Annotated in this window: 20 protein-coding genes and 1 pseudogene; 10 read left to right on the forward strand and 11 right to left on the reverse strand. The window is 61.7% G+C overall.

The window, feature by feature from the left end:
* The coding region (locus P5205_10095) for a beta-propeller fold lactonase family protein (GenBank protein HSA10706.1) at positions 1 to 549 on the reverse strand (549 nt) is incomplete at its 3' end.
* Between the two features lie 132 nt (positions 550 to 681).
* On the opposite strand from P5205_10095, the gene P5205_10100 reads away from it, so the two are divergent.
* Both P5205_10100 and P5205_10105 read left to right on the forward strand, forming a co-directional pair.
* The gene (locus P5205_10100; protein ID HSA10707.1) at positions 682 to 1818 is read left to right on the forward strand and encodes an N-acetyltransferase; all 1137 of its coding nucleotides are present in this window, start codon (positions 682 to 684) and stop codon (positions 1816 to 1818) included.
* 131 nt (positions 1819 to 1949) lie between these two features.
* Positions 1950 to 2537: a LysM peptidoglycan-binding domain-containing protein gene (locus P5205_10105; GenBank protein ID HSA10708.1), complete on the forward strand. Its 588-nt coding sequence runs from the start codon at positions 1950 to 1952 to the stop codon at positions 2535 to 2537.
* Between the two features lie 25 nt (positions 2538 to 2562).
* On the opposite strand, the gene P5205_10110 is transcribed toward P5205_10105, so the two are convergent.
* Genes P5205_10110 through P5205_10125 form a run of 4 tightly spaced genes read right to left on the reverse strand, consistent with a single transcriptional unit; the run spans position 2563 to position 5192 of the window.
* Complete coding sequence (locus P5205_10110) at positions 2563 to 3366, reverse strand: undecaprenyl-diphosphate phosphatase (GenBank protein HSA10709.1); 804 nt, start codon at positions 3364 to 3366, stop codon at positions 2563 to 2565.
* A 54-nt stretch (positions 3367 to 3420) separates the two neighbouring features.
* Complete coding sequence (locus P5205_10115) at positions 3421 to 3828, reverse strand: hypothetical protein (protein ID HSA10710.1); 408 nt, start codon at positions 3826 to 3828, stop codon at positions 3421 to 3423.
* A 12-nt stretch (positions 3829 to 3840) separates the two neighbouring features.
* Positions 3841 to 4143, reverse strand: coding sequence for a hypothetical protein (locus P5205_10120; GenBank protein HSA10711.1), 303 nt, complete (start codon positions 4141 to 4143; stop codon positions 3841 to 3843).
* On the reverse strand, positions 4131 to 5192 hold the full coding sequence (locus P5205_10125; protein HSA10712.1) for a response regulator: 1062 nt from the start codon (positions 5190 to 5192) through the stop codon (positions 4131 to 4133). The genes P5205_10120 and P5205_10125 overlap by 13 nt, the downstream gene beginning before the upstream one ends.
* Positions 5193 to 5740: 548 nt before the next feature.
* Between P5205_10125 and P5205_10130 the strand changes: the two genes are divergently transcribed.
* The 3 genes from P5205_10130 to P5205_10140 are packed head-to-tail and all read left to right on the forward strand — an operon-like array spanning position 5741 to position 8505.
* Positions 5741 to 7405, forward strand: coding sequence for a roadblock/LC7 domain-containing protein (locus P5205_10130; protein HSA10713.1), 1665 nt, complete (start codon positions 5741 to 5743; stop codon positions 7403 to 7405).
* A gap of 4 nt (positions 7406 to 7409) precedes the next feature.
* Positions 7410 to 8024, forward strand: coding sequence for an ADP-ribosylation factor-like protein (locus tag P5205_10135; GenBank protein HSA10714.1), 615 nt, complete (start codon positions 7410 to 7412; stop codon positions 8022 to 8024).
* A gap of 1 nt (position 8025) precedes the next feature.
* A complete protein-coding gene (locus P5205_10140) occupies positions 8026 to 8505 on the forward strand; it encodes a roadblock/LC7 domain-containing protein (GenBank protein HSA10715.1) in 480 nt (159 codons plus the stop codon).
* A gap of 587 nt (positions 8506 to 9092) precedes the next feature.
* Here P5205_10140 and P5205_10145 read toward each other — a convergent pair.
* Positions 9093 to 9758: pseudogene (locus P5205_10145) on the reverse strand (DUF3387 domain-containing protein).
* 559 nt (positions 9759 to 10317) lie between these two features.
* Between P5205_10145 and P5205_10150 the strand changes: the two are divergent.
* From P5205_10150 to P5205_10165, 4 genes are all read left to right on the forward strand, one after another.
* Entirely contained in the window at positions 10318 to 10986 is a 669-nt protein-coding gene (locus tag P5205_10150) for a hypothetical protein (GenBank protein ID HSA10716.1), read from the forward strand.
* An 85-nt stretch (positions 10987 to 11071) separates the two neighbouring features.
* Positions 11072 to 12019: a DUF308 domain-containing protein gene (locus tag P5205_10155; GenBank protein ID HSA10717.1), complete on the forward strand. Its 948-nt coding sequence runs from the start codon at positions 11072 to 11074 to the stop codon at positions 12017 to 12019.
* A 17-nt stretch (positions 12020 to 12036) separates the two neighbouring features.
* The gene (locus tag P5205_10160; GenBank protein HSA10718.1) at positions 12037 to 12366 is read left to right on the forward strand and encodes a hypothetical protein; all 330 of its coding nucleotides are present in this window, start codon (positions 12037 to 12039) and stop codon (positions 12364 to 12366) included.
* A 150-nt stretch (positions 12367 to 12516) separates the two neighbouring features.
* The gene (locus P5205_10165; protein HSA10719.1) at positions 12517 to 13185 is read left to right on the forward strand and encodes a hypothetical protein; all 669 of its coding nucleotides are present in this window, start codon (positions 12517 to 12519) and stop codon (positions 13183 to 13185) included.
* 407 nt (positions 13186 to 13592) lie between these two features.
* On the opposite strand, the gene P5205_10170 is transcribed toward P5205_10165, so the two are convergent.
* The 3 genes from P5205_10170 to P5205_10180 form a co-directional block, all read right to left on the reverse strand.
* Complete coding sequence (locus P5205_10170; GenBank protein ID HSA10720.1) at positions 13593 to 14318, reverse strand: GntR family transcriptional regulator; 726 nt, start codon at positions 14316 to 14318, stop codon at positions 13593 to 13595.
* Between the two features lie 70 nt (positions 14319 to 14388).
* Entirely contained in the window at positions 14389 to 17205 is a 2817-nt protein-coding gene (locus P5205_10175) for an ATP-dependent DNA helicase (GenBank protein ID HSA10721.1), read from the reverse strand.
* A 30-nt stretch (positions 17206 to 17235) separates the two neighbouring features.
* On the reverse strand, positions 17236 to 17916 hold the full coding sequence (locus P5205_10180) for a DapH/DapD/GlmU-related protein (protein HSA10722.1): 681 nt from the start codon (positions 17914 to 17916) through the stop codon (positions 17236 to 17238).
* Positions 17917 to 18191: 275 nt separating this feature from the next.
* Between P5205_10180 and dnaN the strand changes: the two genes are divergently transcribed.
* Positions 18192 to 19301 (forward strand): DNA polymerase III subunit beta, encoded by a 1110-nt coding sequence (gene dnaN / locus P5205_10185; GenBank protein HSA10723.1) that lies wholly within the window; start codon positions 18192 to 18194, stop codon positions 19299 to 19301.
* A 92-nt stretch (positions 19302 to 19393) separates the two neighbouring features.
* On the opposite strand, the gene P5205_10190 is transcribed toward dnaN, so the two are convergent.
* Positions 19394 to 20197 carry a PEP-CTERM sorting domain-containing protein gene (locus P5205_10190; GenBank protein ID HSA10724.1) on the reverse strand — a complete coding sequence of 268 codons (804 nt, stop codon included), beginning with the start codon at positions 20195 to 20197 and terminating at the stop codon, positions 19394 to 19396.
* Between the two features lie 533 nt (positions 20198 to 20730).
* Complete coding sequence (gene argS / locus P5205_10195) at positions 20731 to 22452, reverse strand: arginine--tRNA ligase (GenBank protein HSA10725.1); 1722 nt, start codon at positions 22450 to 22452, stop codon at positions 20731 to 20733.
* Between the last annotated feature and the right edge of the window lie 67 nt (positions 22453 to 22519).

A 22519-nucleotide genomic window follows, 5' to 3' on the forward strand; every position in this document is an offset into this window, starting at 1 on the left:
AGGCCCGGCCTGGCGCTGGGGGTTCACGCTCGACCCTTGGTGTTGAATGACCGTTTGGGGCTCGGCCAACAGCCCCGTTTTCCGGATCGGCAGGGCAGCGATGCTGCCGCTGCCGTAATTGGCGACAAGGAGACATTGGCCGGATTGGTCCACAGCCAGATGACAAGGGCCCGCTCCACCCGAGGGTTGCTGATTCAGTAAGTTGAGTTGGCCGCCTGGCCGGTCAATGCTGTAGGCGCGGACCGTGCCCCCGCGCTTGCCTCCCGGGGCACTCGTTTCACCCACCGCATAGAGAAAGCGCCGGCTGGGATGCAGCGCCAGGAAACTGGGGTTGGGCGTTTCCGCCGCCAACACCGGGGCGGCGAGTTGGCCGGTGGCGGGATTGAAGCCCGCCACGTAAATACCTTTGCTCTGGGCGCCGGTGTAGGTGCCGATATAGACTAGCAGGGCGCCGGGAGCCGAAATCTTGCCGGCAAGCATGGCGGGAGTGTAGAAAAATCCAGCGGTGAGCACAGGCCAAATGAAAGAGAGGCGCAACAACAATTTCATGAGGGCAGAGAACACGATTCACGGGCATTTTCAACTCGGAAAGGGAAGGCTGTTGGTTTGATCCAGGCACCGGATTGCGTCACGTTCCACGCCGGCTGGCATCGGCTTGTCGGTTCAGCTACGCTGTCGCGCATGAGCAATGAGATTCAGATTGTGCCGCTCTCCCGGAATCCGCGGGACGTGCGACGCTTCCTGATGGTTAGCTATGGCATTTACCAAGATGATCCCAATTGGGTTGCCCCGCTGCTGGCCGATCTCAAGCAAGTGTTCAGTGACGCCAACCCTTTGTTCGCGCATGCCGTGATGCAGCTTTGGGTGGCCACTCGGGGTGGACAGGATGTGGGGCGCATTGCCGGCATCATTGATCACAACTACACCCGGGCGACGAAAGACCCGGCTGCGTTCTTTGGGTTCTTTGAATCGGCAGACGATGCAGCGGTCAGCCGCAGGCTATTTGAAACGGTTGCCGGATGGGCCCATCAAGCGGGGTTGCCGCGCCTGCTGGGGCCGATGAATCCCACCTCCAACGAAGAGTGCGGCTTGTTAATCAAGGGGTTTGATTCGCCGCCGGTCATCATGATGACCTACAATCCGCGCTACTATGTGCCGTTGGTGGAGGCCGCGGGCTTCTCCAAAGCCAAGGATTTGCTGGCGTTTCACATGGACTTGGCAAAGATCCCGATGGATCGCCTTAGCCGCATTGCCGCTAAGATCAAACAACGCAATCCGAACCTCGTCTTTCGGCCAGTCCGTCGCAAGACGTTGCAGGCGGACCTCGCGAAGGTAAAGGAGGTATATAACGCCGCCTGGGAGGATAACTGGGGCTTCGTGCCGATGACGGACGCAGAGGTGGATTTCATAGCCGCCCGCTTGAAGCCGCTGCTGATGGAAGGCTTGGTCTGGCTTGCCGAGGCAGGCCCGGAGCCGGTTGGATTCCTGTTAGCCATGCCGGATTACAATGTGGCGATCCAGCCTCTGCGTGGACGCCTCCTGACACCGAAGGTGTTCGGGTTCCTTCCCTATCTGTTTGGCTGGAAGTGCCCGCCCCGGACCCGGGTGATCACTTTGGGCATGAAGGAGAAGTATCGCTCCAAAGGGCTCGAATCGGCCCTGTTAATCGAAGGACTCAAAACAGGCATCGCGGCCGGCGTTCGCGAATCAGAGGCTTCCTGGATTCTGGAGGACAACGTGCTGATGTGCCGCGTGCTGGAGGCCATTGGCGGCCGAGTTTACAAGACCTACCGCCTCTACACTCGGGCGTTAACCTGATCCGTCTTGAGCCGATGGGTTGGGGCATAGCTGGCTATGGAACGTCCGCCCGCGGCAAGCCGGGCGTCCACCTTCTGTGCTGGCTCACTTTGCCCCTTGAACTTGGCCGAACCGCTTCCTATTTTCGGCGCATGAAACGGATTTGCTTACTGTTGGTGACACTGGCGTTGTGCGCCTCGCCCACTCTGCGCGCCCAGGATGCGGCGACGGAAGAACGTTTGAACAAGCTCAGTGGGAAAGTGGAAGACCTGATCGCCGCGCAGGAGGTCGCGAGGAAGCAAATCACCGATCTGGCCAGGGAATTAAATAGCCTGCGCGAGCAGTCCGCCAAACCCAGCACCACCTACGCCCGGCCAGAGGACTTGAACAGCCTGGCCGAGAAGGTCAGAGAAGTGGACCGCAAGCGGATGGAGGACGCCGAGAGGACACACGCCGAACTTCTGAGGCTCCGCAGAGTGTTGGAGGCACCGATAAGCACCCCCAGAAAGAGCACAAGCATCAAGTCGCCCAAAGACAGCACGGCCACCTCCCCAGTACCAGCGACATCCGACGGGGGTTTCGAATACATTATTAAGCCCGGGGATACCCTGGACGCCATTGTGCAGGCTTACAAGGAGAAGAACATCAAGGTCACGGTGAACCAGATAGTAAATGCTAACCCGGGGTTGAAGCCAGAGCGCATGCGGGTGGGACAGAAGATCTTCATCCCGGCGCCATAGCCATCAGCGCCCGGTTTTCAAGGGGTCAGCTCCAATCGCAATACACTCCAATTGCGATCAGGAGGGATAGGCCAATCCGGTACCAACCGAACGCGGTGAAGGTGTGTGTCTGCACATAACGCAGCAGCCATTTCACCGCGATGAAAGAGACGACGGCCGAGACGAGAAATCCGAGCAGCAACAGTCCCCAATGTTCCGGAGCCGCGCCGGGCGGCGGGTGGTGCAACGCCTTGAATATCTTCAGGCCGCCCGCCGCCAGCATGGTTGGGATTCCCACGATAAAACAGAATTCTGTCGCCGCGGGCCGCGCCAGGCCGAGCAACAGGCACAGCAGAATGGTCGTGCCTGAGCGCGACGCCCCAGGGAAGACGGCTGCTACAACCTGGCCGAATCCGACCGCAACAGCGACAGCCCAAGTCACCTCGTCCTGGAGGGTCTTGCGGCGCAACCAAACCTCGATGAGGACGAAACCAACGCCGCCGACCAGCAAAGCCCAGGCCACCGGCCGAAGTTCTTCCGGTAGCGTGAACCCCATCTTCTCCAGCAAGTAGCCAGGACCGCCCGTTAACAAACAGGCCAGTGCGAGCTTCAGGGCATAGTCTCGCGTGGCCCGCTCGCGCCAGCGGAACAGGAACTGGTGAAAGCGTTTATGAAACAGGGGGATCACCGCCAGCACCGCGCCGGACTGGATGACGACATTGAAGAGGTCGCTTTGTCGGATATGCAGCCAGTGCTCGGCGATCAGCAGGTGGCCGGTGGATGACACCGGCAGGAATTCCGTAATCCCTTCCACAATTCCCAACAGAATGACCGCAATCCAGTCTGGCATCGTGGGGTTAGACGACAAACCGCAGCCTAAGACAAGCCCAAAAGCAGGCGGGCGCTACTTCTTCTTCTTGCCGAACACGTTGCCGAGGGCAGACTTGGATGATTCCCCGCGCTGACGGGCCTTGAGCAGGCCGAGAATGGCGTGCCAGCTGATGTAGATCCGGTGCCACTGACTCTCCAGATTGCGCAGCGCGCCTTCGTTGATATCGCTGAGGTAGCGCAGCGATGGCGCCTCGGCAATCAGGGCGTGGATCTCCTCCCGGGTTGGGGAGGGGACTTCCACGGCCGCCAGGATCAACTCCAGTTCCTGCACCAGGACACTCTTGGTCTCCAGAAACTGGCTGTCTTCCTCCGGGCTGAATTTCTTGCCGCGCGCCAGGTTCACGAAGTTGTTGAACTGTTTCCAACACTCGATGTAGTTCTCCACTTGGTCCACCAGCTGATCCAGTCTTTGATTGCTCATACGATGGTGAGATTAACTTTGGGGCGAGGAAGGTGTCTTGGGGGTGAGGTAAACAATTAAGCCGCCCCGCAGCTCGCGAGCGGCAATCTTGAGGCTGGGATAGGTGATAACCAATTCGGCGAGAGGAAGTTGTGCCGCGGCTGCCTCGCCGAACGCCGCCTGGACTTTCCGGGCGATATCTTTCAGTGCGCTGGCCGGAAAGCTCGACGGCAGCGTGCTCGTCAGCACGCAGCCTAAGCGGTCCACCGTAAAGCTGCCGGAGGGCAGGCGCAGCACGCTGGGCGCGGGTTTGGTGAAGAGACTCAGCAGACCCATATCGCCAGGACTTTCTTCATCAACTCCCGCACCTGGCCTGAAGCCAGGGAAGGTCTCCAGCCGACACAAAACTCGGTTTCTTCCTGGCAAGCCAGGGTGACATGACGCTGCGGACCGAATCCCTCGACCTGGTCCAGCGGGCCTGCACCCAACCGATCCCCGAGTGAGCGGAAGCGCTCCAGGCTCTGCCGTGCCCACGCCGCCATGCGCTCCGGGTTCTCGAGTCCCCGCGCGAGTTCGTGGCCGCCGTGACCGGGCCTCATCGTCAGCACGAATTCAAGACCTTCGATTTGTGACAGTTGCGCCAGTGGGGACACAGCGGTCTCGGGCGCGTCCGCCGGCGTCACCCCGCCGCGCGATTCGTCCAGGACCTGCGCTGTTTCCAGCAGCAGGGCGTTGTAAGGCTTGAAAACCGTGCGGGGGCGGTTTGGTTCAGCGGGCAATATCTCGAAGTTGCCCGCTTTCCAGGACAGGATTCTCTGGAACGCTTCTTCCCCGCGCAGGTCGGCCGCTTCGGCGTCGAGCAGCTCGCCGCTCTGGATCCAGATCATGCCGGTCTGTGTGCCATTGGTGATCCGCAGCACGGACGAGCTCTGCGAAATGCACTCCAACTGAATGATGTCCATGAGGCTCTTGCTTTGCACCCCACGAAAGCCGGCCTCGTCCTCGCGGCCGAGCAAAGACTCGATGCACGTCGCGAACATTCTGGTTTCCTGCTCAGTAGAGGGCTTGTACCAGAAAAGGTCCGCGCCCAGGGCGTAGGCGCGGGAGCGTAACTGCTCGTCCAGTTCCGCCGTGAGCGCCACGGTGCGCATTTGCGGATACTTGCGGCGCACGATTGCCAGGACCTGCAGGCCGTCCATCTTCGGCATTCTCAGATCGCAAATCAGCAAATCGAACGGTTCCGCTTCCAACTTCGCCAGGGCGTGCGCTCCGGAGGACGCGCTCTGGATCTCAGGCCGGCTGGCCAACTGTGCCAGGAGGTCCCGGTACAAGTCCAGCAGGTCCGGGTTATCGTCCGTCAATAAGATCTTAGGGCGCCTAGCCATCGCTTCCTGCGTCAATCGCTACTTCCGTGCCGTTGTAAACTCAAGCTTGAAAAGCCAACAATATCCACCCCGGACAACAGCAAGGCCTATTCCCCATTGGCGCGAAACCTGAAGTTTCCTTGGTTCTCTGTGCGCCGGGGCCCCGGTTGCCAAGGGAGACAAGGAAACGGGGCGGGCGGGCGGAACACTCGCCCAATACCCAATAACCGGCATTAATAGGACAACTAGTCCATTGATGAGACAATCCCAGCACCAGTTTCGACCGCTTTCGCGCCCTGCGACCTGTTGAATGCTATCGAAGTCCAAGGATGGGAACGCCGCGCCCACTTTCGCGGTGGTGGTGGCATAGAAACTGCGCAAATCGCCTCCAGAAGCAGTTCAACCGGAATCAGAGACATGAATCGTGCGCCATCGAGCACCCAGGGCGGCTTGCCGTCCGTAACGCCCCGGCCACTGGCAGAACTCCTGCCGGACCGAGATCCGTCGGGCATCTCGCTTTGCGCCGGGGTTGAAACGGCGGACGTAACGTAAGTGCACTGACTCACTTCATGAAGTTCAACATCTTTAATCCCTTCGGCAATCTTCTCCGGAAGCTGGTTGAGGCCCCCGAACAGGCTCCGCCTGTGGAGGAGCCCCCGGTTGCCCCTGCGCCCAAGCGCTCGATCGTCATGGCGCCGCGGCCGGAGCCGTTCCCGTCCGCAAACAACCGCCACCATCAAAACGGCCGCGGAGTAGAACTTCCCTTGCAGCCCATCTTTGCCAGCCTGCCGCAGGAACTGCAGGGCCGGCTGGTGCAACCGGATGCCGGCGGCCTGACGATTTCAATCCCGCTGGAGAAGATCCTCGCTCAGCTCTCGCGCGGAGCGGTGCATATCTCCTTCGGCGAAATCCGGCAGGCGGCGCCCGACTTCTTCACTCCGGAAAATGATCGGGATCGAGTGGCCGTTCTGCTGCCCCTGGGGGAAATCCTCTCCCGGCTGAATCCCGCACTCATAAATCGCCGGCGCACGCAGAAGCAGATTGAAGTCCCTGCTGATATCGCCAGTCCTTTCGACCCGGGCAGCCGCAGTCTCATCTACTCGGTGGGACCGAGCAAACCACCCTCCGTCCCGGCACCTGGTCCCATGCCGCCTCCGCGCCAGGTTGCCGTTCCGGCGCCGAAGCCGGCCCCGGCGCCGGCCCGCGCGGGAATGACGTTCGTTCCCCCGCCCGCGCCCCCGACCGCCACACCGCCCCTGGCTCCCGCGACGACCTTTACCCTGCGCACCCCGCAGGAACCGGCCCCCAGTCCGACGCCCGTGGTTGTCCCTGCCCCCGCGGCCCCGGCGCCGATTCCATTCAGGCCCGCGGCCGATCCCAACCCCCTGTTGATCAACCTGACCTCGCTGGCCGAAGGTTGGCCCGAAGCTGTCCGCCAGGAACTGGTTCAACTGAATCTGGTGGATGCGCGCGTCGCTCTGCCGACTGAAATAGTCGAGCGCGCGCTCAAACAGGGCCGCGTCGTGTTCACCTGGCGAACCTTGCGTTCCTGGATCAAGCCTGCGCCTCTGCCCTCGCTTTCCGCCCATGACAGCGCCGCGCTGGAACTGCCGCTGAAAGTGGTGGCGCCCCTGTTCCTGGCCCGGAGGCAGGAGACCGGCAAAGCTCAGCAGAAGGTTGACATTGACAAGGACATTCCCGATGTGTTCTTCGGATTTCCTCAGCCGGCGTCCGACCTCGCCGCGGCCGGCCTGGGGGTCAGCACGTCGCCCCCCAAGCCGCAGGACACCAACTTCTACGTTTGGGACGACACCACCGACCGGGCGCGAGTCCAAGAGGACGAAACGAAGCGTGGCCCCACCCCAGGAACCAAGTTTGTCGCCAAGTACGCCACCCCCAATGAGGTCGTCTCGCGCGCAGCGGTGCTGGATGGAGTGACCGGCGTGCTCATTGCCCTGCCCGACGGTCTGATGGTGGCCAGCCGGCTGTCGCCCGACCTCAATGGCGATACCCTGGCAGCCTTCCTGCCCCAAATCTTTGGCAAGATCACGCAATGCACCAAGGAACTGCGCATGGGCGAACTCAACAACGTTGGGTTCACGGTCGGCAACGTTCCCTGGAAGATCTTCCGTGTGAACGCCATCTTCTTTGCCGCTTTCGGCCGCCCCGGCGAACCGCTGCCCACCGCGCAATTGTCCGCCCTCGCCGCCGAACTGGACCACAAACCGAAATAACTTTATGGCCATCATCAATCAAGCAACCAAAGAACTGCAGGTCAAAATCGTCTATTACGGCCCCGCCATGGGCGGCAAGACGACCAACCTCGTCCAGGTCCACGACCACGTGCAGACCGCGGCCGGCAACAAAGGCAAGCTCGTCTCCCTGGCGACCAGCTCCGACCGCACCCTCTTCTTCGACTTCCTGCCGATCGAAGCCATGTCCATCAAAGGCTTCAAGACCAAGTTCCAGCTCTACACGGTCCCCGGCCAGGTCATCTACAACACCACCCGCCAGCTGGTGCTGCGTGGTGTGGACGGCATCATCTTCGTCGCCGATTCCCAATACGAGAAGATGGCCGAAAACGTGGAGAGCTTCGCCAACCTGGAAGACAACCTCAAGTCCCTGCGGCTCAACTTCGCCGAAATCCCCTACGTTCTCCAGTACAATAAGCGCGACCTCCCCAACGTTGCCCCCATCCAGTACATGGAGTTCCTCCTGAACAACCGGGACATCCAGGTCCCCTCCTTCAGCGCCACCGCGCACAAATGCGAAGGCGTCTTCGAGGCGCTCAACATGATCACCCGCATGTTGCTGCACAAATTTGTCAGCCAGGGAACTCCGCAGTACGCATGACATGGCTTCGCTGCCTCAACTCATCGAGGAAGACATCGAGCGGCTCGACGACGAGCTGCGCGAACTGCTCGGCAAGAGCGACGCTACCACCGCGCTGATTATCGACAAAGGCGGCTTCCTGATCGCCAGCCAGGGCGACGCAAGGCAGTTTGACGTCACCACCATCGCCGCGCTGGCGTCCGGAGCCTACATGGCCACGCAAACCATTGCCGGGCTCGTCCACGAACCCAACTTCAACAGCGTCTATCAGCAGGGCGAAAAATTCAGCATGTTCGTCGTCTGCGTGGATGAGAACTGCCTCCTGCTTGTGGTCTTCAAAGCCCAGGTCAGCGTTGGCGCCGTGAAATACTTTGCCGCCCCCGCTGTGAAACGCATCGCCCTCCAATTGCAGCTTGCCCAGGAGCGCAACCCGGAAGGCGGGCTCGACCTCTCCGAACTCAATCTGGCCGACCCCAGCGACGTCTTTAAGCGCAAGGCCTGACCCGCCCACCCCCGGGCTCCCGGCAACACCCGCGGACCTCTCCGTATCCGCACCGTATCCGCACCGTATCCACACCGTAGGTTCAATGGCACAACCTGCTGTGGTCCAGCTACTTGCGCCAATTCACGACGCCGACCCGCACATCGGCTGCGCAACAACGGTTCCGGCAGCCGACGCACCGCCTGCGCCGACCGCGACACCGATAGCAATGCCTCCGCGCCGCCCGGCAAGGCCAAATGCGCGCCCCACGCCGATTAACCTCGAACGCCAGGGGCGGCTCAGACACCGGGCGAAGGGATGAAGGCGGCTGACTTTTAGAGCGTGTTTGAAAAATGAGCGTTCGGGAGGGCAAGCGTCCCCGCGAGCCCTGACTTCTCCCCTCTCCCCACGAGATTTGGGCTCACGAGCACGTTCGCCCTCCCCCAGGCGAATTTGCAAACACACCCTTGATCATTAATGGTTGAGCAAGCAGGAATATGAAGGCGCGCGCGAGCGGGATGCCGGAAGAGGCGTATTGGGAGACGCGGTTTGATGTGTGACTGATTGACGTTGCGACCCGGCAACGCCGCGGGGGACGGCGCGGGGACTCAACCGGCCCAATCGGCGCAGAGGAGTTCGGCCTGGGCCAGGACGGTCTGGGTGGCTTGTTCCTGCTTGTCCGGCGGGTAGTCGTAGTTGCGGAGAATGCGCTTCACCATGGCGCGGATTTTGGCGCGGACGGCTTCCTTGATGGTCCAGTCTATGGTGACGCTCTTGCGCACGCCTTTGACGAGGTCGCGGGCGATGGCTTTGAGGGTCGCATCGCCCAGCTCGGCGACCGCGCTGTCGTTGGTGCCGAGGGCGTCGTAGAAAGCCATTTCGGCTTCATTGAGCCCGAATGAGTTCGCCGAGCCGGCGTTTGTCCACTTCGGGCCGGGCGTAGTTCTTGGGCAGGACGCCTTTGAGGACCGGGTTTTCCCGCTCGATGAGGTCCATGGCGTCGTCAATGAGCTGGCCAATTTCGGGTTTCTTGGCGGACTTGTGGATTTCTCCTGCCAGCGAGCTTTCAGGGGCACCCAGAAGATGTTCTGGCCGGTGTATTCGTCGCGGTCCTCAAGGACGTAGCCGCGCTGGGACTCCTTTTTGACGAAGTATTCGCTCTTCGGGTTGGCGGTCTCGCGGAGGAGCCATTGGCGTCGCTCCTCGTAGGAGTCGGAGACGTATTTCAGGAAGATGAGGCCGAGAACGACGTGTTTGTATTCGGCGGCGTCCATGGCGCCGCGGAGGGTGTCGGCGGCTTTCCAGAGTTTCTCCTCGTACCCGATGTTGGCCTGGGTGTCGCCGTTGCGGGCGTTGGGCCTGGTGGGCTTGGCGTTAGTCATTGGCAGCGGGGGTGGGAAGCGGGTTGGTGTCCGCAGAGGACGCCTTATGGCCAAAGGTTAATGTCGCGACTGTGCCACCCATGACGTTAAGTCGCGCAATGATGGGATGGGGCGGGGAAAGTTGAAAGGGGAAAGTCGTTGGAGGAGGTGATGCTGGCCCGCCGCCGCGTGGCTTCGGCGCGGCAAGCGCAGTGAATAAGTCGGTGAATAAGTTTCTGTCCGCAGTTTTACGGGTAGGACAGCCTTTGTCCAACCCCCTCGTGTAAGGTTCCAGCATAATGAAAACTGGAAGCCTGCAAATCCGAAACGCTGGCTTGTTCGAGCACCCTCACACCAGACGGCACACTGGCAGGGAGAAAGTATTCCCGGAAAGGCCGGCACGTCATTGCCCTCGATAATCTAATCAGCACGCCGCCGGTCGCGGCGCCAATAGTGTTGTTCCCCACCGGAGATGAGAGAGAGTCTTCCAGGCAGGCTGCTGATCGCGCTTCTCCAGGCGCCGGCGGAGAAGATGGCGGCCATTGAGGAGATTCTCTACGCGGGAAAAGCCGGGATTCGAAGCGCGGAGGACGCCAGCGTGGCCCCGCGTTTTGCCTTCCGCAGAGCGGGCAGCCATTGGCGGGTGGTGTTTGCCGGGAATGCGGAGTTTTACATTGAGGACACGCTCGGGGCGCGCTACCTGGACTACCTGCTGCACCATCCGAACGAGCCTGTATCCGCTTTCGACCTGGAGGTCGCGATCCGGCCGGAAAAGGCGGGAGCGCGAGCGAAGGATTCGATTCAGGAGCAGACGGACCCGGAGGCGGCGAGGAGGTATTTGCGGGAGCTGAGCCGGCTGCGGGCGGAGCGCGAGGAGGACGCCGATAATGGCAGGCAGACTGAGGCTGAGCACAAGGCTAAAGAGATCGCGGCTCTGGAGGAGGCGCTTCGTGGCGGCGGCCTGGCTGGTGATGCCGGGGAGCGAGCCCGCAGCAATGTGAACAAGGCCCTGGCGCTGGTCCGCCGCCGATTGGCGCGAGGAGACAAGGCGGAAAGAGAGTTCGGCGCGCACGTCGGGCAGTTCGTAAGTGTCGGATACCAGTGCGTGTATGCGGCGCCGGGCGGCGGGTGCTGGGAGTGATTCCGCGGAAGAAGCGATCTGGGCAGCCAAAATACCCAAATGGGTAGCCTCACTACCCACCCAAGGAGTGGAAACGTAAGACATTATGAAAACAAAATCGCCAGCACGAACACGCCGGGCCGCGGACAAAGTCCAAGCGTCGGAGCGGGAACGACGGATCAACGCCGGGTGGCTCCGGCTCTGGAAAACCGTCTATCCCAGCATCCCGCCGCCCGTGGAAGTCCCAAAGCCGGCCCGCGGCGACAGCCGCGAAGCGCGGCGAGAGTCCAAGGTTCGGCGTTCGCCGGCAGAGCGCCCGGCCGCCATGGGTTACCTCTCACGATTCCTGTGCGCCGGGTTCGCCCTGACGCTCCTGGCCGCCGGTTGTGCCAGCCGCCCGCTCAAGGGCGGCAAAGCCGTCCTGACCCGGAAACCCGCGGGCCTTATCGAGCAGACGCTGGTGCAGTCCGAAAACCCGGCTCAGTCCACAAAGCAGGACCAGGCAAGCGTCAAGGTGCGGTCCTACACCGTGCCTGCGGGCTCGCGGTGGGAGGCGCCGCCCCTGGAGACGCCCGCGCCGGGCGTTGCCCTCACAAACGTCCAGGCCGTGGTGTTGAGCGCGCCGATGCCGGTGGTCGAGCGGGAGGAATCCCGCGCCCGCACGGAACTGGGCGCCGCGCAGAAAGACACCGCCCGGGAAATGGGCGCCAAGCTCGCCAGTCTCAAGGGCATTGTTTGGGTCGGGGCGGCACTCTTCGTGGCGGGCCTGGCGTCGCTCGTCTGGCCGCCGCTCAAGGCAGTCGTCGCCAGCGTGACGACCAGCGCGGCGCTGATGCTGGGCGGCCTGGCGCTCATGGTTCTGCCCACAATGGTGGCCGGCAATGAGCCGCTGATCCTGGGTGTGGTCGCCCTGGCCGTCGGCGGCTGGGCGCTGGCCCATCGTCACGGCTGCCTGCGGGGCATGGTGGCCGCCACCGGCACGGCGCGAACCACTGCTCCGCGCTCCGGGGATGGGGCTGCCGCAACGCCCGGCACCGGCACCGCGAACTCCTAATCCCATTTCACCTCCCTATGAGCACAAATCTCCATTCCCCAATCTCCGTTCCGCGCAGCATCTCCGGCGAGGGCTGGGCGGCCATCGCCGGCGCGGCCGGCTCGGCGTTCCTGCTGGCCAGGAAGCTCCTCGGCCCCAGGCCCGCCAAGCCGGAGCCAATGAGCCGGGCCGACTTCTACGCCGAGAGGCTCGACCTCCGCGAACGACTGCACGCCAACCACCTGGCCCTGCTGGAGAAGCTCGACGCTAATCACCGGGAGCTGCTGGCCGCTCTGGAGCGGCAGGGCGTCCGCATCAGCGCCCTTGAAGCGGGTGTCGCCCGCCTGGAAGAGCGCTCGAGGAAGTAGCCATGCCGCCCCTTGACCAAACGGGTCATGGCCATAGCGGCGCCGTGCAGAAGATTTTTGGCGCGCGCAGTTACGTTGGTCCGCGGCGGCTGGCCGCCGGGGGACCACGCGCGCCGTTCACAAAACACAACAGTAGTAAGGAATAGAATTATGAAGATAAAAGACGTTCCCCAAGTGGGAAAACTGGGCCTCACTGTGACCTGGCCGGGCCGCTATGGCCTGATCCGGAGACTGCTGGTGACTCCCCGCAACCCCCGCACCTCCGCGCAGCAGGTGATCCGGCAGAACCTGGCCACCCAGGCCGCTGCCTATGACCAGTTGACCGACGCGCAGCAGGAGGCGTGGATCGCCACCGCGGCGCAAATGCAGAGCAAGCCGACGCTGGGCCAGAGCGGCCCGCTCACCGGCCTGCAACTGTTCACCAAGCTGAACTGCGCTCTCCTGGCCATCGGCGCCCAACCCGTCACGACGCCTCCGGCAAAACCGTTGCTGGAGATCCTGCCGATTGACGGTTTGGAGATCACCAATGCCGCCGGAGTTGTCACCCTCCAGCTGCATACCACCGGCTCCCCGCCGGACGGCACGATGCTGCGCGCCTGCGCCCCGCTCAAGAGCGGCGCCCGGCGCGGTGACAATTACCGCCTCCTGGGCACACTGGGCAGCCCGTCGGGCAACTCCATCGCCATCACGAGCGCCTACACCACTCGCTTTGGCGTGCCCGCCGTGGGCAGCCGCGTGTTCGTGAGCGTGAATGCCAACATTGACGGATACCAGGGTATCCCGTTGGTGTTCTCCGCGCGAGTGCCCGCCGCGGCCTAGGATCAGTCCACCGGGAAACGTGGTCTGAACCAGTGGCAATCCCATCCCTCTCACTCCGAGGGGGAGGGTGCCCTGCAGGGCGGGTGAGGAGTTCACGGTAACAACATCGGGCCCCCAGAGCTGATACGGCCTGGGGGCCCCTTCATCGCCCTTCCATTAACTTTACCTTGGGCCGCGCTCGATGAGCGCGCCCTGACCTCCAAATCACTATGAAACTTATTCCTCCTGCCGACGAGCGTGGCCGCTGCGCGCTCAAACTTCGCCTGGAAAGACAACTCCGCCAAATGTTCGGTGGCTGCTGGCGCGTGGATATCATTCCCGGCCGCTACGGCTGGTACGCGCGCGCTGTGCCGCTGCGCCGCCGGGCGAAGCGGGCTCGGGCCGGCACAGATCAGAAAGAGCGGACGTTACCGCACAGCCTTGGCGGCGAAGCGGTACATGTCGCCCCGATATACGGCGTTCTCCATCTCGACAATCATGTCCTTGGCGCAGAATGAGGCCCCTTCAACCCGGAACGCGGGAATGGGCCGTTCCACCCGGAAGACCTTGAGCCATTCGCCATCCAGCACCACGGCGCTGAGCATCTGGTTGATCTCCGTCAGGTGGATGCCGTAATGCTTCGCGAAGACCTCGTAGAGCGACTGCTCCAGGTTGCGGCGCTGGATATCGGGGCAGAGGGTCAGTGAGATGTAACGCGTCTCCTGCATCATGGGGATGCCATCCGCCAACCGGAGGCGCTCGATCTCACAGAACGGCCCTTTGAGGGTGAACTGGCGCCCATTGATGGTCTGCGTATGGTTCCCTTCGCGCAGGTGGAAGCCAACAAGCCTGGTCGCCGGCTTGCGCCCGGCCTCGATCATGTTCCGCGTGAACCCGAATATGCGGTTGATGGCGCGCAGCACCGGGAAATCGCGAACGAAGGTGCCCTTGCCTTTGACGCGGGTAACCCAGCCTTCCTTCTCCAGCTCGTGCAGGACCTTGCGCGCGGTCGTGTTGCTGACGCGATAGCGCGCGATGATCTCGTTCTCCGAGGCCACGGGCGCGCCGGGCGCCAGCTCGCCCCGTTGTATGGCGCCGACGATCTTGCGGCGGATTTGAAAGTACTTGGGTGGACTGTATTTATCCGGAGCCACAGCGTTGAATCTCGTTATCCACGGCCATTAACCGCCGGGCGCGGCCGCTTGTCAAGGCGCGCCCCGAGGCTTACACGACCTCCACGGGGCACTTGGGCAGCGCGGCCACGAAGGCCTGGCCGTATTGCTTGGTGAGGATGCGGTTATCGAGGGCCACAATGATTCCCTGGTCGGTCCTGGTGCGAATGAGGCGGCCGACGCCCTGGCGAAACTTGAGAATGGCCTCCGGCAGCGAGAACTCGCGGAAGGAATCGCCCCCGCGGGCTTCGATGGCCTCGATCCGCGCTTCGATCAGCGGATGGTCCGGCACCGCGAAGGGCAGGCGGGTGATGATGACATTCGACAAGGCCTCGCCCGGCACGTCCACGCCCTGCCAGAAGCTGTCCGTGCCGAAGAGCACGGAGTCCACATCATCCTTGAACCTCTCCAGCATGACCGAGCGCGGGGTGCCCGTGCCCTGGACAAAGCAGGCGATGCCAACCCGGTCGAAGAACGGCTGCATCAGCTCGGCGACTTCCTGCATGAGCTTGAAGTTGGTGAACAGGACGAAGGCCTTGCCGTGGGTGAGCTTGACGAAATGCTCGATCCAGTGGATCAGGGCGTCGCGGTAGCCGTCGGCGCGCGGGTCGGGCATCTTGCCGACCACGTAGAGCTTCATCTGGCGCTCGTAATCGAAGGGCGTGCCAACCTGGAGCAGGGTGGCGGCTTCGGCGCCGACGCGATGGGCGAAGTAGAGTAGGGCAGGCGTCCCGCCTGCCTCCTGTTCCTTCACGAGCCCTGACTTTGAAGTTCTGATGGGCAGGCGGGACGCCTGCCCTACGCTCAGTCGGTATTCGCCGGCGCTCAGACCCGCTTTGGCGGGATTCTGCTGGATGTAAACAGCATACTTCTCCAGTTGGGCCGGATTGCGGACGATGCAGTCGAAGGATTCGTCTTGCCAGACTTTGCCTTTGCGCCCAAGGACCTCATTCAGCTTGTGAGCCGTAAATGATTTCCAGGAGTGCAGGATATCCTTCAGGAGATGGCCTTGCACCGGCTGGACCAGCACGTGCACATGGTTGGGCATGACGACGTAGCCTCGCAGGACGTAGCGCTCGCCTTCAAAGCAGCGCAGCGCTTGCTCAACTACTGCCGCTCGGTCCGGGTCGCGCAGCCAACAGGCGCCGTGCCCGGCGTCGAGCCACTGGTGGAAGCGTTCAGTGAAGCGCGCGTGGTAATCGGCCCGCTGCTCCCGGCTATGCGGTTCAGGATTGCGGCGATGCCAATCGTCGAGTTCCGCCTCCCATTGGCGCGCTTTGTCCTGTGGGATCGAGTCGCCCAGCCTGAAGGTGACAAAGTAAGTGCATCCCTCCTGCCGCCAGTGTGGAAGGTGCCGCGAGTAGATTCCGACCGGGGCTTCAGGGTCGAACGGAGCGAAAAGTAGGGCAGGCGTCCCGCCTGCCTTCTTCGGGATGGGCGTCTCCGCTGGTGCAGGCAGGCGGGACGCCTGCCCTACTTTAGTCGCCAAGGTGGCGCTGGTCATGATGATGGACGTGTCGCTGTCAAAAAGGCGGCGGCGCAGGTAATCGGCCACGTCAATCGGTGCGGCATTCAGCGCCAACGCCTTTTGCGCCCGCCCGCCGCGCTCGACCCAATACACAGAGTCCTGGGCGCTCTGGTTGAGAAACACCGCTATGGCTTCGCGCAGCTCCGCCAGCCGGCGGTTGCATTCCATGAGCTCATCCCCGATCTCCTTGTCCTCGCTGAGCTTGATCAGCTCGCTGACCGCCTCGCGCACGCGCTGGATGGGGAGGGTGACGCTGTCCTGCACCAGCTCAGGCTGGCGGATCCGCAGCTCGCTCCACTCCCGCCGGCGCGAGAGCGCCGCCGCCCCGCCGCCGAAGCTGCGCTTCCTGGCCTCCTGCTGCAGCTCGTCGCAGGCGCTTTCCACGTGGGCGAAAAAGCCGTCGGCCGCCTTGAGGAGGTCGGCGACGAGCTTGACCGCGGCGCCCTTGCGCAAGGTGGCGAGGAGACCCTTCTCGGTGCGGGGATTCCAAAGGCGGTGCAAGGCATAACGGACCTGGCCGCTGGACACACTCAGCCCGATGTGCCGGGAGGCCACATGCTCCATGTGGTGCGCCTCGTCGAAGATGACGAAGTCATTGCGAAACAGAATGCCGCCCTCCATTTCCTCCTCCAGGCCCCCGAGCAGCGTGAAGAACAGGGTGTGGTTGAGCACGACCACGTCCGAGGAGAGGATGCGGTTGCGCGCGCGCTGGAAGAAGCAAATGCCGTGTTCCTTCCCGAAATCGGACGGATACCCGCAGAGCTTGGGCGCGCACAGGCCGCGCTCGGAACAGACCTGGTCCCACACCTTCGGATCGGGCTCCACCTCGAAGTCCGAGAGGCTGCCGTCGGTGGTGGTCCTGGACCATTCGTGAATCCGCCGCAGCTCCTCACTCTCTGACGAGGTGAAAAGGTTGCCGGCCTGCTGGATGGCTTTGTGGAGGCGCCGGGTGCAGAGGTAATTGGCCCGCCCTTTCAGCATCGTGAAGCTGAATTTCACCGGGAGAATCTGCTCGAGCATGGGCAGGTCTTTCTCCGTGAGTTGCTCTTGCAGGTTAATAGTGTGTGTGCAGACCACCGCCTTCTTCCGGTGCGCCACGGCATACAGGATCGCCGGCACCAGGTAAGCCAGGCTCTTGCCGACACCCGTGCCGGCCTCGACCGCCAGGTGCTCGCCCTTTTCCAATGCCTGCGCCACGGCCACCGCCATTTCCTGCTGCTGCGGGCGAAACTCGAAGTTCCGGGACCGGGACAGGATGCCGTTGGGCGAGAATATCTCAGCGGTCTGCTGGACGAGGTCAATGCCGGACCCGGCCGGCTGGGGCTCAATGGTGCTGATCATTCGGAAGGAGGGCCCGGGGAACGCCCGCTGCTACCGTGGCCGGCGCACCACCACTTCCTGCGGCGCCTGGTTCTTCACGATCATGTTGGCCGGCAGGATGCCGCGCCAACTGGTGTTCGGATAGATGACCGAGCCGCGGCCGATGATGCTGCCGGGATTAAGCACAGCGTTGCAGCCGATGTCGGTGCGGTCGCCCACCAACGCGCCGAACTTGCGCAAGCCGGTGTCATAAGGGCGGCCATTTATGTCCACGGTAACGTTCTCGGACACGAGTTTGACGTTGGAAATGGCCACTCCGGCGCCCAAATGAGCCCGGTAACCGAGGATGGAGTCGCCGATATAGTTGAAATGCGGAGCGACTACGTCGTTGAACAGGAGGGAGTTCTTCACCTCGCAGGCATTGCCCACGATACAGTTGTCCCCGATGATCACCTGCTCGCGGATATAAGCGTTGTGGCGGATTTGGCAGTTGCGCCCAATAACGGCCGGCCCTCTGATCATGGCGCCGGACTCCACCAGCGTGCCTTCGCCAATGAACACCTGCTCGCCAATATGGGCCGTCCCAACCGAGCGATGGTGCAAACCGGGACAAAGGTTCGCCTCCAGGTAAGCCTGAATACGCTTCAGCGCGTCCCAGGCATATTCGCACCCGTCGAAGACGGCCGCATGCGCCGTCTGGGTGAGGTCGAACAAGTCCGCTGGCTTGAACATGCTGGCAACTTAGGCGAAAGCGCTGGAGCCGCAAATCATTTTGTCAACCACGTGGACAAGTTGCCCAACATTCAGTGGAACGAATGTGAACAGCCTGCGAGTAATGTGAACAACCAGACGAATCGCCTCTTTTTCACTGGCTTTGGCTGCCGCTTTCAGGTTTCCTGCTTGCATAAGTCATTGCCGTGACCTTGACTACGAGGGTTGTTTGCCTTATTCACAGCCTTTAATACGGATAGTATTTCAGGTACAAGAACAGATATATTAAGCACGCGATGAATCTAACGATCTCGAAGGAGCAAATCATTAACGGGCTGCAGGCCGTGCAGAACGTGGTGAGCACGCGCACCACGCTCCCGATACTGTCCAACGTGCTGTTGCGAGCCGAGGGCGAACGGCTGGAGTTCACTGCGACCGATCTGGATGTGACTGTCGCTTGCAGCGTCGAAGCCAAGGTGAAGAAGACAGGGGCTTCAACGGTTCCGGTTAAGAAGCTCTTTGGCATTGTGCGCGAATTGACCAACATGGAGATTGACCTGGAGGTGGACGAGAAGAACATCTGCACCATCCGGTCCGGCCCGTCATTCTACAAGATCAACGGCCTCAACGCGGACGAATTCCCGCCGCTGCCAAAGTTCAAGGAGGACAAAAAGGTCGTTTTGCCCCAGGAAACGCTCAAAGCCATGATGCGCAAGACCTCCTTTGCCATCTCCTATGACGAATCACGTTACGTCCTGAACGGCATTTACCTGAGTTTGAAGGACCACAAGATGACCATGGTGGCGACCGATGGGCGGCGCCTCGCCCTGGTTGACGAAGACCTGGATGTCGGGGAAAAAAGCCAAGGCGAGTTCATTGTCCCGGCCAAGACCGTCAACGAGCTGAACCGCCTGCTGCAGGAGAAGGGCGACGCTGAGATCCGCTACGCGGAGAACCAAGCCTCATTCAGCCTGAAAGATGAGAAAGGCGCCGCAATTCTGATTATCTCCAAGCTGATTGAGGGCAATTACCCCAACTACCGGCAGGTTATTCCGGCGGCAACCAAGGAGCGGGTGTCGCTGGCGCGGGAGGAATTCCTGCACGCGTTGCGGCGGGCCGAGATCATGACCAGCGAGAAGTCCAACTCGGTCAAATTGAGTTTCGGGAAGAACAAGCTGGAAATCACGGCCAATTCACCGGAAGTGGGCGAGGCCAAGGAGACCCTGGCGATCAACTACAAGGGACCGGAGATGGCCATTGCGTTCAATCCCAAATACCTCATTGACCCGCTGAACGCCTTGCCTAACGACGAGATCTTCCTGGAGCTCATTGACGAGCTCAGCCCGGGCGTGGTCAAAATCAACGGCCCCTTCCTCTACGTCGTGATGCCGATGCGGTTAAGCTGAGGCAAGGTAACGCGGGTTGATAGCAGCCCGAAAAGATGATAACGAAAAAGGCGCAGCTCCCGCTGCGCCTTTGCAGTTGTTGGAATAGCTGCCTACTTGCGGCGGCGGAGAACGGCTGAAGCCAGCAAAGCAAAGCCGCCCATCAGCGAAAGGCTTGTCGGTTCGGGGACTGGGGTAAAGGTGGTCACCTCCGAAAACGTCTTGCTCGCATTGAGGTCGTCAAGCGTCAGCGTTGGAGCATTCCCCGCGGTTCCTTGACGTAAATTGAGGGCAGCAATGTTCTCATTCTCTGGTGAGACGGTAGTCCAGTTCTTGGTCACGTATGCAGTGTTGTTGAGTTCCACGGCTAGGTCACTGAAGGGATTCACATATAAAGCACCCGTATCGTTTAGGGCACCAGCGACATTGTGATATGCCATAACCACACGGTAAGGAGCGTTAAAGCTCAACTCGGTCGTTCCGTAGACGGGAGTCCCACCTGTGCCAGAGGTTTCCACCCAGCCAAGGACATATCCTGAGCCGGAAGACTTCACGAAGAGGCGATCAAAGAACAAGCTGGTATTTCCAACGGTCGGTGTAAAATGCAGGAAATAGTCACCTGTGGCCTGGGCGGCTGAAACGTTGAGCGACAGACCGATGTAAAAGTTCTCTCCGTCGGCAAGCGTTGTTATACCACCAGGGAGCGCTGAGTAAGCATCCTGTCCGTTCGTAGTTAATGGCACCTGACCTGAGGAAACCTGTATCGGATTTACGACTGAAGTGCCGGTTATCGTCCAGCCCCCCTGGCCGAGCAGAGCACCATCAGGGAAGCTAAAAGTGTCCGAGAAAACGGGCGTTGCTTGGACAGCAACATTCACTGTCAGCAATACACAGCAAGAGCAAAGGATTTTCTTCATAGCTTAGATACGTTGGTTTTTGAACATCAACCTTTTCATTAAGGGCCGCCGTCAGAGTTATTGCAAGCAAAAAGTTATTTAATTCTTATTCACGGGGGCATCTCATCTTCTCGCAGGGGCGCCAACATTCCTGCCACCAACCCTACCGCTTCTCGGCCCCTGAGCCGACCGGACCATCGTCGCTGCTTCCCTTCCTTGGCAGGACCAGCCTATCCTTCAGTCTGAGTGCGATAGCCTGGATTGCGCCTGACACACCCGTCAGACACCGACCCGAGCCCAGCGATACCCCGGTGTGTATCCCATGGGGACCGCTCCCCATGGGATACACACGGGGGTCGCACCGTGGTCTGGCATGGGCTACACCGTGCAGGCGCGCCGCACTGTCCACTTTTGAGACAGTTGGGGAAGGGTGACAACCAAGGATCGGTGCGCTTTGTTCTGCGCAGCCTGCTGCGGTCGAATCTCGGAGAGACGGAAATGTCGGCGTTCCTCTGCAACAAACTGGGACGCGCCCCTTATTCACTAATTCACAATCACATCTGCTCGAGCGTCTCAATGCCCAGCACCTCCAGACCCTGTTTTAAGACGCGCCCGGTCAGATCGCAGAGGACCAGGCGGCTGGTGCGCTGTTCGGCTTCAGACTTGAGCACAGGACAGTTTTCGTAGAAAGCCGTGAAGTGCCCTGCCAGTTCGTAAAGGTAATTACAGAGGAAGTTGGGCCGGTAATCGTCGGCGACGGCTTCGAGGACGAGGCCGAAATTCAGCATGTGCCTGGCAAGAGCGAGCTCCTCGGGCGCGCTGAGAAGCAGGGGGCCAGGCGAGGCGCTTTGTTCCACATTGCCCTTTCGGAAGATGCTGCGGATGCGGGCATAGGCGTATTGGAGGTAAGGGGCGGTGTTGCCGTTGAGCGCCAGAAGTTTGTCCCAACTGAACACGTAATCCCCCTGGCGGTTGGGAAGAAGATCGGCGTATTTGAGCGCGCCAAGGCCGACCACCCGGGCGATTTCACGGCGCTCGGCTTCGGGAAGTGCGGGGTTCTTGGCGGAGACGGCTGTTAATGCCCGTTCCTGGGCTTCGTCGAGGAGGTTGGTGAGCTTGACCGTCTCGCCGGATCGCGTCTTAAAGGGCTTGCCGTCGTCGCCCAGGATGGAGCCGAACCAGACATGGGCGAGCTTGGTCCTGGCTTCAGGATGCCAGCGGCGGAAGGCGGCGAAGAGTTGCTGGAAATGAAGCTGCTGCCGTGCATCGGTGACATAGACGACCTCGTCCGGATGCCAGGTTTCGAGGCGATACGCCAGGGTGGCGAGGTCGGTCGTGGTGTAGTTGAAGGCCCCATCACTCTTTTGGATCAAAGCGGGGTGCTCCTTCAGCTGGGGGATGTCGTCAAAGAAGACAGCCAGCGCGCCCTCGCTCTGGCGGGCGATGCCCTTGTCGCGTAGCTCCTGCACCAGGGGCTGGAGGCGCGGATGGTAAAAGCTCTCGCCGAGGGTGTGGTCAAATCGCACGCCGAGGCGCTCGTAAATGGCGTCGAACTGAGCGCGGGACAGGGCGATCATTTCGCGCCAGATGCGGAGGTTCTCCTCGTCGCCCTGCTGCAATTTGACCAATTCGCGGCGGGCTTCATCGAGGGCGGCGGGATGGTCTTTGCACTCGGCGGCGGCCTGTTTGTAGAGGCGCTCCATCTCTGAGATGGGGTCGGCTTTTAGCGCGGCGGCGTTCAGGCCGCGCTTCCAGCCGGCCAGCAGCATGCCAAATTGAGTGCCCCAGTCGCCGAGGTGATTGTCGGTAACCACCTTGTGGCCCAGCAGGCGGAGGGTGCGCGCCAGGGCATCGCCCAGAATGGTCGAGCGGATGTGGCCGACGTGCATCGCCTTGGCGACGTTGGGGGAGCTGAAATCAACGACAATGGTGCGCGGCTGCGAGGCGGGCTGGAAGAACAGCGGTTCGCCGCGGGCGGCGGCCTCCAGAGGCTGGGCCAGTGCGGCGGGTTTGAGACGGAAGTTAAGGAAGCCCGCGCCGGCAACGTCCACGGATTCACAGATGTCGCCGACCTGGAGCTTGGGGAGAACATCGGACGCCAGTTGGCGCGGGTTCATCCTCCGGGCCTTGGCGAGCGACATGAGGGCATTGGTCTGGTAATCGCCAAACTTCGGGTCGGGGCAGGGGCGGACAAGGACCGTGGCAAGGTCGGCGTCGGGCAAGAGGGTGTGGACCGCCTGCTGGAGGCGCTGCTCGATAAGTTTGCAAGGCAACACGGGTTGGGACAGCGAGAGAGGTTACAAGGTTGGGGAATTACCGGGGTGCCAGGCTGGAATGGCGCAA

This window comes from Candidatus Paceibacterota bacterium (genome assembly GCA_035452965.1).
Lineage (GTDB): Bacteria > Verrucomicrobiota > Verrucomicrobiia > Limisphaerales > UBA8199 > UBA8199.

Excerpts from the sequence above, each read along its gene's own strand:
- P5205_10160 (HSA10718.1), top strand. The coding sequence starts at position 12,037 with ATGAGCACAAATCTCCATTCCCCAATCTCCGTTCCGCGCAGCATCTCC.
- P5205_10120 (HSA10711.1), bottom strand. The coding sequence starts at position 4,143 with ATGGGTCTGCTGAGTCTCTTCACCAAACCCGCGCCCAGCGTGCTGCGC.
- P5205_10150 (HSA10716.1), top strand. The coding sequence starts at position 10,318 with ATGAGAGAGAGTCTTCCAGGCAGGCTGCTGATCGCGCTTCTCCAGGCG.
- P5205_10110 (HSA10709.1), bottom strand. The coding sequence starts at position 3,366 with ATGCCAGACTGGATTGCGGTCATTCTGTTGGGAATTGTGGAAGGGATT.
- P5205_10165 (HSA10719.1), top strand. The coding sequence starts at position 12,517 with ATGAAGATAAAAGACGTTCCCCAAGTGGGAAAACTGGGCCTCACTGTG.
- P5205_10130 (HSA10713.1), top strand. The coding sequence starts at position 5,741 with ATGAAGTTCAACATCTTTAATCCCTTCGGCAATCTTCTCCGGAAGCTG.
- P5205_10125 (HSA10712.1), bottom strand. The coding sequence starts at position 5,192 with ATGGCTAGGCGCCCTAAGATCTTATTGACGGACGATAACCCGGACCTG.
- P5205_10115 (HSA10710.1), bottom strand. The coding sequence starts at position 3,828 with ATGAGCAATCAAAGACTGGATCAGCTGGTGGACCAAGTGGAGAACTAC.
- P5205_10100 (HSA10707.1), top strand. The coding sequence starts at position 682 with ATGAGCAATGAGATTCAGATTGTGCCGCTCTCCCGGAATCCGCGGGAC.
- dnaN (HSA10723.1), top strand. The coding sequence starts at position 18,192 with ATGAATCTAACGATCTCGAAGGAGCAAATCATTAACGGGCTGCAGGCC.
- P5205_10155 (HSA10717.1), top strand. The coding sequence starts at position 11,072 with ATGAAAACAAAATCGCCAGCACGAACACGCCGGGCCGCGGACAAAGTC.
- P5205_10180 (HSA10722.1), bottom strand. The coding sequence starts at position 17,916 with ATGTTCAAGCCAGCGGACTTGTTCGACCTCACCCAGACGGCGCATGCG.
- P5205_10135 (HSA10714.1), top strand. The coding sequence starts at position 7,410 with ATGGCCATCATCAATCAAGCAACCAAAGAACTGCAGGTCAAAATCGTC.
- P5205_10105 (HSA10708.1), top strand. The coding sequence starts at position 1,950 with ATGAAACGGATTTGCTTACTGTTGGTGACACTGGCGTTGTGCGCCTCG.
- P5205_10190 (HSA10724.1), bottom strand. The coding sequence starts at position 20,197 with ATGAAGAAAATCCTTTGCTCTTGCTGTGTATTGCTGACAGTGAATGTT.
- P5205_10175 (HSA10721.1), bottom strand. The coding sequence starts at position 17,205 with ATGATCAGCACCATTGAGCCCCAGCCGGCCGGGTCCGGCATTGACCTC.
- P5205_10140 (HSA10715.1), top strand. The coding sequence starts at position 8,026 with ATGGCTTCGCTGCCTCAACTCATCGAGGAAGACATCGAGCGGCTCGAC.